Annotated in this window: 14 protein-coding genes and 2 tRNA genes; 9 read left to right on the plus strand and 7 right to left on the minus strand. The window is 72.0% G+C overall.

The features are described 5' to 3' along the window. The first annotated feature begins 2 nt into the window (after positions 1 to 2). Positions 3 to 482: an acyl-CoA thioesterase gene (locus ACU4ZT_RS07595; RefSeq protein ID WP_063072749.1), complete on the plus strand. Its 480-nt coding sequence runs from the start codon at positions 3 to 5 to the stop codon at positions 480 to 482. Positions 483 to 525: 43 nt separating this feature from the next. Here ACU4ZT_RS07595 and ACU4ZT_RS07600 read toward each other — a convergent pair whose 3' ends face one another. Further along, positions 526 to 1,440, minus strand: a complete 915-nt coding sequence (locus ACU4ZT_RS07600) for an acyl-CoA thioesterase (RefSeq protein WP_063072750.1) — start codon at positions 1,438 to 1,440, stop codon at positions 526 to 528. Positions 1,441 to 1,523: 83 nt separating this feature from the next. On the opposite strand from ACU4ZT_RS07600, the gene ACU4ZT_RS07605 reads away from it, so the two are divergent. Further along, entirely contained in the window at positions 1,524 to 2,219 is a 696-nt protein-coding gene (locus tag ACU4ZT_RS07605) for a DUF8185 domain-containing protein (RefSeq protein ID WP_063072751.1), read from the plus strand. A 47-nt stretch (positions 2,220 to 2,266) separates the two neighbouring features. On the opposite strand, the gene ACU4ZT_RS07610 is transcribed toward ACU4ZT_RS07605, so the two are convergent. From ACU4ZT_RS07610 to pepN, 3 genes are all read right to left on the minus strand, one after another. After that, positions 2,267 to 2,662 (minus strand): globin, encoded by a 396-nt coding sequence (locus ACU4ZT_RS07610; protein ID WP_063072752.1) that lies wholly within the window; start codon positions 2,660 to 2,662, stop codon positions 2,267 to 2,269. Continuing rightward, positions 2,662 to 3,969 carry a mechanosensitive ion channel family protein gene (locus ACU4ZT_RS07615; protein ID WP_270980322.1) on the minus strand — a complete coding sequence of 436 codons (1,308 nt, stop codon included), beginning with the start codon at positions 3,967 to 3,969 and terminating at the stop codon, positions 2,662 to 2,664. Before ACU4ZT_RS07615 ends, ACU4ZT_RS07610 begins: the two co-directional genes overlap by 1 nt. Positions 3,970 to 4,137: 168 nt before the next feature. Beyond that, the gene (gene pepN / locus ACU4ZT_RS07620; RefSeq protein WP_445338576.1) at positions 4,138 to 6,681 is read right to left on the minus strand and encodes an aminopeptidase N; all 2,544 of its coding nucleotides are present in this window, start codon (positions 6,679 to 6,681) and stop codon (positions 4,138 to 4,140) included. A 154-nt stretch (positions 6,682 to 6,835) separates the two neighbouring features. Between pepN and ACU4ZT_RS07625 the strand changes: the two genes are divergently transcribed. The 3 genes from ACU4ZT_RS07625 (at position 6,836) to ACU4ZT_RS07635 (ending at position 9,062) form a co-directional block, all read left to right on the plus strand. Then, positions 6,836 to 7,462 carry a mycothiol-dependent nitroreductase Rv2466c family protein gene (locus ACU4ZT_RS07625; protein WP_063072755.1) on the plus strand — a complete coding sequence of 209 codons (627 nt, stop codon included), beginning with the start codon at positions 6,836 to 6,838 and terminating at the stop codon, positions 7,460 to 7,462. A 115-nt stretch (positions 7,463 to 7,577) separates the two neighbouring features. Further along, positions 7,578 to 8,066, plus strand: a complete 489-nt coding sequence (locus tag ACU4ZT_RS07630) for a ribose-5-phosphate isomerase (protein WP_063072756.1) — start codon at positions 7,578 to 7,580, stop codon at positions 8,064 to 8,066. A gap of 6 nt (positions 8,067 to 8,072) precedes the next feature. Continuing rightward, positions 8,073 to 9,062 (plus strand): Fpg/Nei family DNA glycosylase, encoded by a 990-nt coding sequence (locus tag ACU4ZT_RS07635; RefSeq protein WP_063072757.1) that lies wholly within the window; start codon positions 8,073 to 8,075, stop codon positions 9,060 to 9,062. A gap of 100 nt (positions 9,063 to 9,162) precedes the next feature. On the opposite strand, the gene ACU4ZT_RS07640 is transcribed toward ACU4ZT_RS07635, so the two are convergent. Together ACU4ZT_RS07640 and ACU4ZT_RS07645 are read right to left on the minus strand one after the other, a co-directional pair. Next, a complete protein-coding gene (locus tag ACU4ZT_RS07640; RefSeq protein WP_270980318.1) occupies positions 9,163 to 9,648 on the minus strand; it encodes a Dps family protein in 486 nt (161 codons plus the stop codon). Between the two features lie 249 nt (positions 9,649 to 9,897). After that, a tRNA-Gly gene (locus tag ACU4ZT_RS07645) sits at positions 9,898 to 9,971 on the minus strand. Between the two features lie 191 nt (positions 9,972 to 10,162). On the opposite strand from ACU4ZT_RS07645, the gene ACU4ZT_RS07650 reads away from it, so the two are divergent. The 4 genes from ACU4ZT_RS07650 (at position 10,163) to ACU4ZT_RS07665 (ending at position 13,392) form a co-directional block, all read left to right on the plus strand. After that, positions 10,163 to 10,238, plus strand: a tRNA-Pro gene (locus ACU4ZT_RS07650). 65 nt (positions 10,239 to 10,303) lie between these two features. Then, a complete protein-coding gene (gene tig, locus ACU4ZT_RS07655) occupies positions 10,304 to 11,758 on the plus strand; it encodes a trigger factor (protein WP_445338579.1) in 1,455 nt (484 codons plus the stop codon). Between the two features lie 329 nt (positions 11,759 to 12,087). Beyond that, positions 12,088 to 12,675, plus strand: coding sequence for an ATP-dependent Clp protease proteolytic subunit (locus tag ACU4ZT_RS07660; protein WP_012038150.1), 588 nt, complete (start codon positions 12,088 to 12,090; stop codon positions 12,673 to 12,675). Positions 12,676 to 12,711: 36 nt separating this feature from the next. Continuing rightward, complete coding sequence (locus ACU4ZT_RS07665; protein ID WP_012038151.1) at positions 12,712 to 13,392, plus strand: ATP-dependent Clp protease proteolytic subunit; 681 nt, start codon at positions 12,712 to 12,714, stop codon at positions 13,390 to 13,392. Positions 13,393 to 13,458: 66 nt separating this feature from the next. Here the strand turns inward: ACU4ZT_RS07665 and sfnG are convergent, their stop codons facing one another. Then, positions 13,459 to 14,601, minus strand: a complete 1,143-nt coding sequence (gene sfnG, locus ACU4ZT_RS07670) for a dimethylsulfone monooxygenase SfnG (RefSeq protein WP_063072760.1) — start codon at positions 14,599 to 14,601, stop codon at positions 13,459 to 13,461. Positions 14,602 to 14,660: the final 59 nt, after the last annotated feature.

Here is a 14,660-nt window from a genome sequence, read left to right on the forward strand (position 1 = left end):
CCGTGACCCGGGTCCACGTCCCCGTCCACCTCCGGTGGGCCGACCTCGACGCCTACGACCACGTGAACAACGTGGAGGTGCTCCGGCTGCTGGAGGAGGCGCGCGTCCGCGCCTTCTGGCGGGGCGACGACGACGGCGAGGGCGTGGATCCGGGGATGGCGCTCATCCACGCGTCCGCGGGTGCGAGCACCATGACGATGATCGCCCGGCAGGAGGTCGAGTACCTGCTGCCCATCTCGTACGGGCGGAGGCCGCTCGACGTGCAGGTGTGGCTGGGGCGCCTCGGCGGCTCCAGCCTCGAGGCCTGCTACGAGGTGCGGACGCCCGCGGGCGTCGAGCCGGCGGCGCTGTACGCGCGCGCCTCGACCACCATCGTGCTGGTGGACGCCGCCACCGGCCGTCCGCGCCGCATCACCGACGCCGAGCGAGCCGGGTGGAGCGCGTACCTCGAGGAGCCCGTGGCGTTCAGTCGACGGGGGTGAGCGGCGCGGCGCACGGGGCGCCGGCCGCCGTGCCGGGCCGGGGTCAGCCGCGCGCGTCGGCGGGGACGCGCACCATGCCCTCCTGCGCGACGCTCGCCAGCAGCACGCCGTCGCGCGAGTAGATGCGGCCGAGCGAGAGGCCGCGCCCGCCCTGCGCGCTCGTGGACTCCTGCACGTAGAGCATCCACTCGTCGGCGCGGCCGAAGCGGTGGAACCACATGGCGTGGTCGAGGCTCGCGGTCTTGATGCCGGGGGTGGCCCAGCTGAGGCCGTGGCGCCGGTAGATCGACTCGAGGATCGAGTAGTCGCTCGCGTAGGCGAGGGACGCGAGGTGCACGGCCGGGTCGTCGGGCAGGCGGCCGATCGCGCGGATCCAGACGGCCTGGTGGGCGACGCGCTCCTCGGCCGCGCCGAAGTACACGGGCTGCTCGACGTGGCGCATGTCGAACGGACGGTCGTTGGCCCAGTGCTTCGCGACGGGGTGCTCGATGCGCGACAGCACGTCGTGCGCGCTCGGCAGGGACTCCGGCTCGGGGATGCCCTCCGGCATGGGCGCCTGGTGCTCGAGGCCCTCGTCGCCGTCCTGGAACGACGCGATCATCGACAGGATCGGGCGGCCGTCCTGGTAGGCCTGCGTGCGCCGCGTGGAGAAGGAGCGCCCGTCGTGGATGCGGTCCACCGAGAACGTGATGGGCTTCGTGACGTCGCCGGGGCGGAGGAAGTAGCCGTGCATGCTGTGCACGCGGCGGTCGGCCTCGGTCGTGCGCATCGCCGCGACGAGCGACTGCGCGAGCACCTGGCCGCCGAAGACGCGGCCCATGGGCATCCACTGCGACGGGCCGGTGGAGATGTCCTCGCTCGTGCGGGCGCCGGTGTCCGTGAGGTCGAGCGCGGTGAGGAGCCCGGCGAGCGGGCCGCCCGCGGTGTCGTCGGGGGTGTCGGATGCGTGGTCGGTCATGGGTCCTCCGGCGTACGGGCCGACCTCGGGCGGCCGGGCTGCCGGGCGGGTCGCCCGGGCGCATCCAGTAGCTTAGACAGGCCATGACGCCCTCCTTCGCCCTCCGGGACGCCCTCGCCCTCGGCGACCTGCAGACCTTCCTCGGGCGCTCGGCCCGCGTCGACGACGGAGCCGTGCGGCTCATCGGATCCGGGGGCGTGCTCGCCGTGTACACCTCGGTGCTGCAGCCGGCGGGCCTCCTCGACCGGGCGCCCACCGTCCTCGGCCTGCGGACCTTCGCCGCGGACACGCGGGCGCCCGTCGACAGCGTCGTGCCGATCCGCGCGCTGCTCGACCGGCTCGCGCGGCTCGAGGGGCCCGCCACCGGATCTCCCGGCGAGCCCGTCGGCGTGCTCGTGCCGCCGGACACCGCGACGGCCGCGTGGGCGGGCATCTCCCCGCCGCGGGCCGGATGGGAGCGGGTCGACGACGTGGCCGCCGCCGCCCTGCGCGCGGCCGCACGGGCCGGAATCGACGAGGTCGCGGCCGCCGTGCCCTCCGGCATCGGCGAGCAGATCGTCTCCCGCGTGCGCGGAGAGGTCTGGGGACGCCCCGTGGACGGCGCGCCGGACGTGGTCGCGGGCGGGGCGTTCGCGGCCTACAGCCTGGGGTTCCTCGGGCCGGATCCCGCCCCGGACGCGGAGGCGGACGACGACGAGCCGCCGGTGGCCGTGTTCCGCGCGGGGCCGTGGATGCGACTCACGACGTCCCGCGGGCACGTGCTGATCCGCCGCCTCTAGGCGATCGCCGCCCCCCCGTCCTCCGGGACGGGGGCGGCGCTGGTGGTTCAGGACTCGTCGAAGGTGTTGACCATCGCGTGGGCGGCGCGCTCGAGGTAGTCCCAGAGCTGCGCCTCGTGCATCGGCGGCAGGTCGAGGGAGTCGACCGCGACCCGCATGTGCGCGAGCCACCGGTCGCGGGCGTCCGGGTTCACGCGGAACGGCATGTGCCGCATCCGGAGCCGCGGGTGGCCGCGCTCCTCGCTGTAGGTCGTCGGCCCGCCCCAGTACTGCTCGAGGAACCCGGTGAGGCGCTGGATGGCGCCCTCGAGGTCCTCCTCCGGGTACATGGCGACCAGCACCGGATCGTCGGCGACGCCGCGGTAGAACTCGCGGACGAGCCTCTCGAAGGTGGGGCGGCCGCCGACGTCGCCGTAGAAGGAGCTCCCGAGCAGGTCGGCCATCAGGATCCCTCGGGCGGCGTCGCGGGCTTCCGCGGGGCGCGAGGGGCGCGCGGCGGCCTCGGGGGAGCGGCGTCGGCGGACGCATCGTCGGCCGACGGGTCGGCGGCGGGCTCCGGATCCTCGGGCAGCACCGTCCAGGTGGCCGTGACCTCGTCCTCGCCGTCGGGGCGCGCGGCGGGCGCGGGATCCTGCGTCGGGATCACGCGCGTGGCGCGCGGATCCTGCGGGGGGCCGGCGGCGCCGCGGACGACCGGGGACGCGGGGCCCTCCGGTGCGGAGATCCGCGCGGCCGGCGGTCGCTGGGCCGCCTTGCGCGCGGCGCGCTTCTTGGGCGCCGGCGCCTCGGGCTGCTGCACGGGGGTCGGGACGGTGCGCGGCGGGTGCGCGCCGCCCACGCTGGCGGCGCTGTCGAAGCCCGTGAGGACGACGGCGGACAGCGACGGCAGGGTGACGTCCATCCGGTCGAGCGCGGCCTTGAGGCGACCGCGGAGCTCCCGGGAGACGTCGTCGCGCGCGTTGCTCCGGGTCTTCACGACGATGCGGATGACCACGGCCGACTCCGCGATCGACTCGATGCCCCACAGCTCCGGCTTCTCGACGATGCGCGAGCGCCACTTGGGCGTGGTCGCCAGCTCGGTGGCGGTCGCGAGCATGCGCTCCTGCACGGCCTGCACGTCGGTGTCGTACGGGACGGCGAGGTCGATGACGACGCGGGCCCAGCCCTGCGACATGTTGCCGACGCGGAGGATCTCGCCGTTGCGCACGAACCAGAGCGTGCCGTTGACGTCGCGGAGCGTGGTGATGCGGATGCCGACCGTCTCGACGACGCCCGTGGCCGGCCCCACGTCGACCACGTCGCCGACGCCGAGCTGGTCCTCGACCACCATGAACAGGCCGTTGAGGATGTCCTTGACGATGTTCTGCGCGCCGAAGCCGAGGCCCGCGCCGAGGGCGGCGGTGAGGAGGGCGAGGGAGCTGAGGATGTCGGGGTTGACTGCGGTGACGGCGAGCGACATCGCGATCACGACGATCACGACCGTGGTGATGTTGCTGAGGACGCTGCCGAGCGTGCGCGTGCGCTGCACGACGCGGACGGCGGTGAGGGGTGACGCCTGGATCGACTGCGTGTCGTCGACGTTCTGGCGCTTCTTGACGCCGGACACGATCTGGTCGACCGTGTTGCGGATCACGACGAGGAGGATCCACCGGGCGATGAAAGCGCCGATGACGATCGAGACGACCTGGATCAGCACGCCCCAGGTGGAGAAGAACGAGCCGTCGCCGCAGCACACCATGCTCAGGTCCATCGCGACGCGCTTCCGAGGGGGAGGAGGAGAGGGGTGGTCATCCGCCCGAGTGTACCGGCGGGGTGCCGGGCCGGTCCTGGGTGCGCACGGGTCGCGGAGGGCGATCGGGCGGGACGCGGGAGGGGGCGGCCGCCTGCGCGACCGACCCCTCCCGGCGTGCGGATGCCGCTACTCGGCGTCCTTCGCCTGCGCCCGCAGCGCCCGCTCGACGCCCGACAGCAGCTCGCTGACGAGGCGGCGGAGCGCCGGCGGCTCGGGGTTCGCGTCGAGCCAGGCGACGGTCGCGTCGCGCAGCTCGGCGTCCGCGAGCGGCGACGGGTAGAAGCCGCCGATGAGCGCCGCCGCGATGGCGTAGCTCCGCGACTCCCACACGCCCTGCAGCGCGTCGAAGTAGGCGGCGACGAACGGACGCAGGAGCTCCGTGTCGGCTGCGCGGCGGAAGCCGAGGCCCGTGGTGCGCACGATGGTGTTCGGCTCGGTGTCGGCCTCCCACACGGATGCCCACGCCGCCTGCTTGCCCTCCGCCGTGGGCAGCGCCGCGCGGGCCTGGGCGGCGGACTGCGCGCCCGTCGCCGTGCGGTCGGCCGCGAGCGCGGCGTCGATCTCGGCGGTGCCGGCGCGCCCGCCCGCGACGAGCGCGGTCAGCAGCTCCCAGCGGAGGTCGGCGTCGATCTCGACGCCCTCGAGCGTCTCGGTGCCGTCGAGGAGCGCCTGCACGTGGTCCAGCTGCGCGGGCTCGGCCGCGACCTGCGCGAAGGTGCGCAGGAACTGGAACTGGTTGTCGGATCCGGGCGCCGCCTGCGCGGTGAGCGCCCACAGCTCGGTCGCGACCGTCGCGAGCAGCTCGTCCCGGTGGTCGGGCGCCGAGTACGTGGACGCCGCGACCGTGAGCTGCGCGAGCGCGTAGCGGAGGGCCGTGGACTCGTCCTCGGTGGCGACGTTGTCGAGCACGAGGCGCGCGTAGTCGCGGGCCCGGATCTCGCCGTCGCGCGTCGCGTCCCACACGGAGGCGAAGACGAGCGAGCGGGCGAGCGAGTCCTCGAACGCGGCCAGGTGGCGCATCGCGACCTCGAGCGACGCGGGATCCAGCCGGATCTTCGCGTAGGTGAGGTCGTCGTCGTTGAGCAGCACGAGCGCCGGGCGCTGGCGGCCGACGAGCTCGGCGACCTCGGTGCGGTCGCCGTCCACGTCGAGCTCGAAGCGCTCGGTGCGCACCAGGTGCGCGTCGCGCAGCTCGTAGAAGCCGATCGCGAGGCGGTGCGGGCGGAGCGTCGGGTAGTCCGCCGCCGCCTCCTGCAGCACGGCGAAGGACGTGATGACGCCGTCCTCGTCGGTCTCGATCTCGGGACGCAGCGTGTTCACGCCCGAGGTCTTCAGCCACAGGTCGGTCCAGCGCTCGAGGTCGCGGCCGCTCGTGCCCTCGAGCTCCGAGGTGAAGTCGCGGAGCGTCGAGTTGCCGAAGGCGTGGCGCTGGAAGTAGGCGGCGACGCCCGCGAGGAACTCGTCCTGGCCGACGTAGGCCACGAGCTGGCGGAGGACCGAGGCGCCCTTGGCATACGTGATGCCGTCGAAGTTGACCTGCACGTCCTCCAGGTCGTTGATGGTCGCGTAGACGGGGTGCGTGCTCGGCAGCTGGTCCTGGTTGTAGGCCCAGGACTTCTCGCCGGCGTTGAACGTGGTCCAGGCGCCCGTCCACTCGGTGGCCTCGGCGGTCGCCAGGGTCGAGATGTAGGTCGCGAACGACTCGTTGAGCCACAGGTCGTCCCACCACTTCATGGTGACGAGGTCGCCGAACCACATGTGCGCGAGCTCGTGCAGGATCGTCGTGACCCGGCGCTCCTTCACGGCGTCCGTGACCTTGGAGCGGAAGACGTAGCTCTCCACGAACGTGACGGCGCCCGCGTTCTCCATCGCTCCCGCGTTGAACTCGGGGACGAAGAGCTGGTCGTACTTGGGGAAAGGGTAGGGGTACGCGAAGCGCTCCTCGTAGAACGCGAAGCCCTCGCGGGTCTTCTCGAAGACGTAGTCGGCGTCGAGGTGCTCCATGAGCGACTTGCGCGCGAAGACGCCGAGCGGGATCGTGCGGCCGTCGCTCGAGGTCAACTCGCTGCGGACGACGCCGTAGGGGCCCGCGATGAGCGCGGTGATGTAGCTCGACATGCGGAGCGTGGGCTCGAAGGTCCAGGTGGACGCGCCGTCGGCGGCGGCCGTGGGCTCGGGCGTGGGGGAGTTGGACACGACCTCCCAGTGCGACGGCGCCGTGACCGTGAAGCGGAAGACGGCCTTCAGGTCGGGCTGCTCGAACACCGCGAACATGCGGCGGGAGTCCGGCACCTCGAACTGCGAGTAGAGGTAGACCTCGTCGTCGACGGGATCCACGAAGCGGTGCAGGCCCTCGCCCGTGTTCGTGTACATGGCGTCGGCGACGACCGTCAGCGCGTTCTCCTGCGCGAGGTCGTCGAGTCGGATGCGCACGCCGTCGTTGACGTCGGCCGGGTCGAGCTCGCGGCCGTTCAGGGTCACGGCGTGCACCGTGCGCGTGATCGCGTCGATGAACGTGGACGCGCCCGCCGTGGCCGTGAAGCGCACGGTCGTGGTGGATCCGAACACCTCCGCTCCCCGGGTGAGGTCGAGCGTCACGTCGTACTCCGTCACGTCGAGGAGCGCCGCGCGCTCCTCGGCCTCGACGCGGGTGAGGTTCTCTCCTGGCATGGTGCTCCTGCTCGTCCGTGAGGTGGGTGGGCCGTGCATGCGGACCGCGCCTCGCGTGACGGGCCATCGGGCGGTCGGGGACCGGGGATGCCGGGGCGGGAGCGGCGCCGCTTCAGCGCCGATCCTATTCCGTCGGCTGACCTAGGCTGGCGGCATGTCCGACGTACAGAGCAGCCCCCGCACGACCGCCGTCGAGTTCTGGTTCGACCCCTCCTGCCCGTGGGCGTGGATGACCTCCCGCTGGGTCGACGAGGTCGCCCGCCACCGCGACCTCGACATCACCTGGCGCGTCATGAGCCTCGCCGTCCTCAACGAGGACAAGGCCGACGACCCGAAGTTCGCGGAGTTCCTCCCGCGCGCGCTCCGCTTCACGCGCCTCGTCGCCGCCGTCGAGGCCGAGCACGGCGCCGAGCACGTCAAGCCGCTGTACGACGCGCTGGGCACGCGGATCCACCTCCGCGACCAGAAGGACGCCGACGTCGTCATCCCCGAGGTCCTCGCGGAGCTCGGCCTCCCGGCGGGGCTCGCCGAGACCAGCCGCACCGACCGGTACGACGAGCCGATGCGCGCGAGCCACTTCGACGGCATCGAGCGCGTCGGCCAGGACGTCGGCACGCCCGTCATCGCGGTCGACGGCGTGGCCTTCTTCGGCCCCGTCATCTCGCCCGCGCCGAAGGGCGAGGAGGCCGTCAAGCTGTGGGACGGCGTCGTCGCGGTGGCCGGGTACCCCGGCTTCTTCGAGATCAAGCGCTCGCGCACCGTCGGCCCGATCTTCGACTGACCCCGTTCCCGTCGCGCGTGCGGCGGCCGGCGCCCGCGGGTGCCGGCCGCCTCGCGCGCGGTACGCCCGCCGTGCGGGCACGACGCCGCGACGCGCGGCAGGAGGAGTGCACCCGATGCGCATCCACATCGCGACCGACCACGCGGGCCTCGACTTCTCGAGGCACCTCGCCGAGCACCTGACGGGCGCCGGGCACGAGGTCGTCGACCACGGCCCGACGGCGTACGACGCGCTCGACGACTACCCGTCGTTCTGCATCCGTGCCGCCCGCGCGGTCGTCGCCGACCAGCGCCGCGGCACGACCGCGCTCGGCGTGGTCTTCGGCGGATCCGGCAACGGCGAGCAGATCGCCGCCAACAAGGTCGAGGGCGTGCGCGCGGCGCTCGTCTGGAACCTCTCGACCGCGGTGCTCGCCCGCCAGCACAACGACGCCAACGTGATCTCGATCGGCGCGCGTCAGCACACCGTCGACGAGGCCGTGTCGTTCATCGACGCGTTCATCGCCGAGCCGTTCTCCGAGGAGGAGCGGCACGCGCGCCGCATCGCGCAGCTCGCCGAGTACGAGACGACGGGGGCCATCGCCGGTCACCCCGTCACCGACTAGGCCGCCGTGCCCGAGGGGCATTCGATCCACCGGATCGCGAAGCAGTTCGAGGCGCACTTCGTGGGCGACGTGGTGCAGGCGTCCTCGCCCCAGGGCCGCTTCGCCGAGGGCGCCGCCGTGCTCGACGGCCGCCGGCTCCTCGCCGCGAAGGCCGTCGGCAAGCAGATGTTCCTCGAGTTCGACGGCGACGTCTGGCTGCGCGTGCACCTCGGCCTCTACGGCGCGTGGGACTTCGCGGGCGACGTGTCGACGCTCAACCGCATGGGCCAGAACGGCATGCGGGGCGACGTGCCTGTGGACGATCGCGTCGACGACGCGCCGGTCGACGCGGATGCCGAGGACTCGCTCGCGAGCATCGGCGCGCCCCGCCGGGCGCGGCTCCGGATGGCGGAGCAGGAGAAGGTGCACGACCCGTTCTCGGCCGATGCGTGGCCGCCCGAGCCCGTGGGCCAGGTGCGCGTGCGGCTCCTCACCGAGCGCGCGGTCGCGGACCTCCGCGGGCCCACCGCGTGCGTCGTCGCCGACCCCGGGGAGGTGCGGGAGGCCATCGACAAGCTCGGGCCCGATCCCCTCGTCGACGGCGGCAAGCGCTCCGAGGACCGCTTCACGGCCACCGTGCGGAAGAAGCCCACCGCCATCGGGCTGCTGCTCATGGACCAGTCGGTCGTCAGCGGGATCGGCAACGTCTACCGCGCGGAGCTGCTCTTCCGCGCGCGGCAGAACCCGCACACCCCGGGGCGCGACGTGCCCGAGGACGTGGTCCGCGGGCTCTGGAAGGACTGGTCGAAGCTCCTCCGCAAGGGCGTCGAGGTCGGCCAGATGATGACCATGGACGGCCTGCGCGGCAGGAAGCTCGAGGCGGCGCTGCGCAACCGCGCCGACCGCCACTGGGTCTACCACCGCGAGGGGCTGCCGTGCCGGGTGTGCGGCACGAACATCGTGATGGAGGAGGCCGCCGGACGGAAGCTCTACTGGTGCCCGTACTGCCAGGCCTGATGCCGGGCCGGGGCTGATCCGGCGCCGAGACGACGGAGGGGCCCGGATCCTCGGCGGATCCGGGCCCCTCGACCGTCGGCGGCTGATGCCGTGCGGCGGGCTACTCGCTGATGTGGGCGAACAGGAACCAGCGGTCCTTCTCGAGACCGCGGGCGATCTCGATGGCGACGTCCTGGCTGTTCACGTCGATCTCCCCGAGCTCCTGCACGGCGCGGTTCACGAGCTCCATCGTCGCGTCGATCTGGGCGATGACCTCGGCGATGGTCGCGCTGGACGGGCGGAAGCCGGGCGTCAGCGCCGCGGTCGTGGTGGAGGCGGCCACCGTCTCGATGCGGGCGTCGATCGGGAGCCCGAGGGCGACGACGCGCTCGGCCGCGGTGTCGGCCCAGACCTGCGCGTGGGAGACGAGCACGTCGAGGAACTCGTGCACGCCGATGAAGTTGGCGCCGCGGACGTGCCAGTGCGCCTGCTTGCCGTTGACGGCGAGCGCCTGGAGGTTCACGACGACGGGGCTGAGGAACTGCGCGACGCCGGCGGCGACGTCGGCGGAGGCGGAGCTGGTGGGGACGTGGACGGTGTCGGTCATGGGGTCTCCTCGTGCGTGGGTGCGGTCAGCGAGCTGCGGACGATGCCGTCAATCTCGCGCATCGCCGCGGCGCCCGCAAGCAAGCTGAGGCATGGCTTACCGGCTCCCGAGGGGGTCAGCGCCGCGCGGACAGGCGTGCCGGCACGCCGTGACGTCCCGGATCCGCCGGGCCGACGGGTGCGGCACGGGGCAGCGGGGTGCGGGGAGGGGTGGACCCACCTGCCCTGGGAGAGGGGCGGCGGACGCGGATGGAGGGGATGACGGGAATCGAACCCGCGTGATCAGTTTGGAAGACTGAGGCTCTACCATTGAGCTACATCCCCGCGACGTCGGCACCGCCGCCCCGAAGGGCCGCGAGCCGGATGCGCGGGATCCAGCGTAGCGCAGCCCCCGCCCGGCGGTGACCAGCGCCGGGCACGAGTCGGATAGGCTGTGCCACGGTCGATCCGGCTTCCGCGCGCCTGCACGTCAGGGGAGCGGTCATCGCCTCGACCGCACGGGAATGCGTGGCAGCCGGGGCGTAGCGTAGTGGCTAGCGCGTCCGCTTTGGGAGCGGAAGACCGCAGGTTCGAGTCCTGTCGCCCCGACCACATCCCCGACGACGAAATGCCGTCTCAGCCGAGGCGTGTACCGCGATTACAGGAGAACTCCACACGTGAAGACCACGGTCGAAAAGCTGAGCCCCACGCGCGTCAAGCTCGCGATCTCTGCCACCCCCGAAGACCTGAAGCCGCACATCGACCACGCCTACGGCCACATCGCCGAGCAGGTCGCCATCCCCGGCTTCCGCAAGGGCAAGGTGCCGCCCGCCATCATCGACCAGCGCGTCGGCCGCGAGGCCGTGCTGGAGCACGCCGTGAACGACGGCATGGACGGCTTCTACCAGGCCGCGGTGAAGGAGACGGACATCCGTCCCCTCGGCCGCCCCGAGGCGGACGTCAAGGAGTGGCCCGGCAAGGACCTCACCGGCGACCTGCTCCTCGAGATCGAGGTCGACGTGCGCCCCGAGTTCGACCTCCCCTCCTACGAGGGCCTCGAGCTCACGGTCGACGCCGTCGAGGTCACCGACGACGAGGTCGGCACCGAGCTCGACGGACTGCGCAGCCGCTTCGGCACGCTGATCACGGTCGACCGCCCCGCGAAGACGGGCGACTTCGTCCAGATCGACCTCACCGCGACGATCGCCGGCAACGCCGTCGACACCGCGAGCGGCATCTCCTACGAGCTCGGCTCCGGCGACCTCATCGACGGCATCGACGAGGCGCTCGAGTCCCTCACCGCCGGCGAGAGCACCACGTTCGAGTCGAAGCTGCTCGGCGGCGACAACGAGGGCGAGACGGCCGAGATCGCCGTGACCGTCCAGTCCGTCAAGGAGCGCGAGCTGCCCGACGCCGACGACGACTTCGCGCAGATCGCCAGCGAGTTCGACACCATCGACGAGCTGCGCGCCGACCTCCAGGTGCAGCTGGGCAAGTCCAAGGTCTTCGGCCAGGTCACCCAGGCGCGCGACCAGATCGTCGACAAGCTCCTCGAGACCGTCGAGATCCCCGTCCCCGAGAAGCTCGTCGAGGACGAGGTGCAGCGCCACCTCGAGAACGAGAACCGCCTCGAGGACGACGTGCACCGCGCCGAGGTCAAGGAGTCCAGCGAGAAGGCGTTCCGCCAGCAGCTGCTCCTCGACGTCATCGCCGAGAAGGAGGAGCTGCAGGTCAGCCAGGACGAGCTGACCCAGTACCTCATCCAGGGTGCGCAGCAGTACAACATGGAGCCGAACGAGTTCGTCCAGGTGCTGCAGCAGAACAACCAGATCCCCGCCATGGTCGGCGAGGTCGCGCGCAACAAGGCCCTCGCGGTCGTGCTCGACAAGGCGAAGGTCGTGGACGCCGACGGCAAGGTCGTCGACGTGACCGAGTTCACGCAGCCCGTCGTGCGCGACGCGGACGCGGTGACCGAGGAGCCCGGGGACGCGGACGCCGAGGCCGTCGTCGCCGACGCCCCCGCGGAGGAGGAGACCTCGGCCCCCGCCGCCGAGGAGGCGCCGGCCGAGAAGCCGAAGAAGAAGGCGGCGCCCAAGAAGAAGGCCGCCGCGAAGGCCGCGGACTCCGAGTAGCCGCATCCGCCGCCGCTCGCGCGGCCGGCATCATCAGGGCCCGGGGAGCAGATGCTCCCCGGGCCCTCGTGCGTCCGGCGGTTGTGCTCTCCGCCCGCGGCGGCTGTGCCCTCCGCCCGCGGCGGCTGTGCTCTCCGCCCGCGGCGGGTGTGCTCTCCGCCCGCGGCGGGTGTGCTCTCCGCCCGCGGCGGCTGTGCTCTCCGCCCGCGGCGGCTGCGCTCTCCGCCCGCGGCGGCTGCGCTCTCCGCCCGCGGCGAACACGGCCGTAGCGGCGGATGCGCTCCGATAGATTCATCACTCGAAGCGACGAATGAATGGGAGCTCGAACAATGGCCGAACCGACACTGGTACCCGGTGTTTTTGACCGACTGCTGAAGGACCGCATCATCTGGCTCGGATCCGAGGTCCGCGACGACAACGCGAACGAGATCTGCGCGAAGATCCTGCTGCTGGCGGCGGAGGATTCCGAGAAGGACATCTTCCTGTACATCAACTCGCCCGGCGGTTCCATCACCGCGGGAATGGCCATCTACGACACCATGCAGTTCGTCCCCAACGACATCGTCACCGTCGGGATCGGCATGGCCGCCTCCATGGGCCAGCTGCTCCTCACGAGCGGCACGAAGGGCAAGCGCTACATCACGCCGAACGCGCGCGTGCTGCTGCACCAGCCCCACGGCGGCTTCGGCGGCACGTCGAGCGACATCCAGACGCAGGCCCAGCTCATCCTCTCGATGAAGCAGCGCCTCGCCGAGATCACCGCCGGTCAGACCGGCAAGACGGCCGAGCAGATCAACGAGGACGGCGACCGCGACCGCTGGTTCACGGCCCAGGAGGCGCTCGAGTACGGCTTCGTCGACCACATCCGCGAGTCCGCGACCGACGTCGTCGGCGGCGGCGGCACCGAGACCTCCTAGAGCCCGCGACTTTCGAGACAGGTAAGAGAAGAGAACATGGAACTCCCCACCTTCGGCGGCGCCCGCGGCGCCGGCTCCACCGCCACGAGCCCGTCGTCGCGGTACATCCTCCCCAGCTTCGAGGAGCGCACGGCCTACGGCTACAAGCGCCAGGACCCGTACGCGAAGCTCTTCGAGGACCGCATCATCTTCCTCGGCGTCCAGGTGGACGACGCGTCGGCGGATGACGTCATGGCCCAGCTGCTCGTGCTCGAGTCGATGGACCCGGACCGCGACATCGTGATGTACATCAACTCGCCCGGCGGCTCCTTCACGGCCATGACGGCCATCTACGACACGATGCAGTACGTGTCGCCGCAGATCCAGACGGTCTGCCTCGGCCAGGCGGCGTCCGCCGCGGCCGTGCTGCTCGCGGGCGGTGCACCCGGCAAGCGCCTCGCGCTGCCCAACGCGCGGGTGCTCATCCACCAGCCCGCCACGGGCGAGTCGAGCGGCGGCCAGGCCTCCGACATCGAGATCCAGGCGGCGGAGATCATGCGCATGCGCTCCTGGCTCGAGGACACGCTCGCGAAGCACACCAACCGCGACCGCGACCAGATCAATCGCGACATCGAGCGCGACAAGATCCTCGGCGCGGACGAGGCGCTCGAGTACGGCCTGATCGACCAGGTCCTCACCTCGCGCAAGAACCTGACGGCGGCGATCCCCGCCCGCTAGGCCCGCACAGCGGGAGAGGGGCGGTCGGCATCAGCCGACCGCCCCTCTTCCTTTCGCCCGGACGCGTCAGGCCGCGGGCTCCGCGATCTCGCCGCGCTCGATGGCCTCGCGCTCCAGCTCCCGCACGATAGGCAGCACCTGCGTGCCGAACACCTCGATGTCCTCGAGGTAGTGCAGGAAGCCGAGCAGGAGCAGGTCCACCCCGCGCTTGCGGTACTCCACCATGCGGCGCGCGATCTGCTCGGGCGTGCCGATGAGGCCCGTCCGGAAGCCGTCGTTGTACTGCACGAGGTCGCGGAACGTGGAGTCCGACCACATGCCCTTCCCGTCGCCCGTGGAGGATCCCGCCTGCTTCACCGCCTGCCGGAAGCCCTCCACGGCATCCGGGTTCGCCTTGGCGATGATCTCCTCGAGCACGTCCTGCGCCTCCTGCTCCGTGTCGCGCGCGATGACGAAGCCGTTGAGGCCGAACCTGACGCGCTCAGCCCGTCCGGCGGCGCGGGCCGAGGCGAGCACGTCGTCGCGCTGCTCCTCGAAGCCGGCGAAGTCCTTGCCGTTGGAGAAGTACCAGTCGGTGACCCGGCCGCCCATCTCCCGCGCGTCCGTGCTGTTGCCGCCCATGAAGATCTCCGGGTGCGCGCGGCCGGGCACGGCGACGGGCGGCGGCTTGAGCGTGAAGTCGTGGATCCGGTAGAAGTCGCCCAGGTGCGTGAAGTCCTTCTCCGTCCAGAGGCCGCGGAGCACGCGGATGAACTCCTCCGTGCGGCGGTAGCGCTCCCCGTGCTCGAGCCACGGCTCGCCGAATCCGACGAACTCGTCCTTCAGCCAGCCGGAGACGACGTTGACCGCGGCGCGGCCGTGCGACATGTGGTCGGCCGTGATGATCCACTTGGCCAGCACGCCCGGGTGCCAGAGCCCCGGGTGCACGGCGGCGATCACCTTGAGGCGCTCGGTGGCGAGGAGGAGGCCGAGGGAGAACGACGTGGACTCGTGCTGCTGGTCGGCGCCGTAGGACGCGGCGTACCGGACCTGGCTGAGGGCGTAGTCGAAGCCGTTCCGCTCGGCGAGCTGGGCGACCCGGACGTTGAAGTCGAAGTCGAAGTGCGTGCGCTGCTCGATGTCGCTCGTCACGAGGCCGCCCGAGACGTTCGGGACCCAGTAGGCGAAGGACAGCGCGTCGGGGGATGCGGTGGCGGAGTTCTCGGTCATGCGGACATGCTGGGCGACCGAGGCTGGGGCGCACCCGCGTGTTGCGCCGTGTGACGCCG

The organism is Clavibacter davisi (assembly GCF_052751415.1).

Bases quoted from the DNA above. Each gene is read 5' to 3' on its own strand.
- ACU4ZT_RS07600 (WP_063072750.1), bottom strand. From the start codon at position 1,440: ATGACCGACCACGCATCCGACACCCCCGACGACACCGCGGGCGGCCCG.
- ACU4ZT_RS07605 (WP_063072751.1), top strand. From the start codon at position 1,524: ATGACGCCCTCCTTCGCCCTCCGGGACGCCCTCGCCCTCGGCGACCTG.
- ACU4ZT_RS07610 (WP_063072752.1), bottom strand. From the start codon at position 2,662: ATGGCCGACCTGCTCGGGAGCTCCTTCTACGGCGACGTCGGCGGCCGC.
- ACU4ZT_RS07615 (WP_270980322.1), bottom strand. From the start codon at position 3,969: ATGGACCTGAGCATGGTGTGCTGCGGCGACGGCTCGTTCTTCTCCACC.
- pepN (WP_445338576.1), bottom strand. From the start codon at position 6,681: ATGCCAGGAGAGAACCTCACCCGCGTCGAGGCCGAGGAGCGCGCGGCG.
- ACU4ZT_RS07625 (WP_063072755.1), top strand. From the start codon at position 6,836: ATGTCCGACGTACAGAGCAGCCCCCGCACGACCGCCGTCGAGTTCTGG.
- ACU4ZT_RS07630 (WP_063072756.1), top strand. From the start codon at position 7,578: ATGCGCATCCACATCGCGACCGACCACGCGGGCCTCGACTTCTCGAGG.
- ACU4ZT_RS07640 (WP_270980318.1), bottom strand. From the start codon at position 9,648: ATGACCGACACCGTCCACGTCCCCACCAGCTCCGCCTCCGCCGACGTC.
- ACU4ZT_RS07660 (WP_012038150.1), top strand. From the start codon at position 12,088: ATGGCCGAACCGACACTGGTACCCGGTGTTTTTGACCGACTGCTGAAG.
- ACU4ZT_RS07665 (WP_012038151.1), top strand. From the start codon at position 12,712: ATGGAACTCCCCACCTTCGGCGGCGCCCGCGGCGCCGGCTCCACCGCC.
- sfnG (WP_063072760.1), bottom strand. From the start codon at position 14,601: ATGACCGAGAACTCCGCCACCGCATCCCCCGACGCGCTGTCCTTCGCC.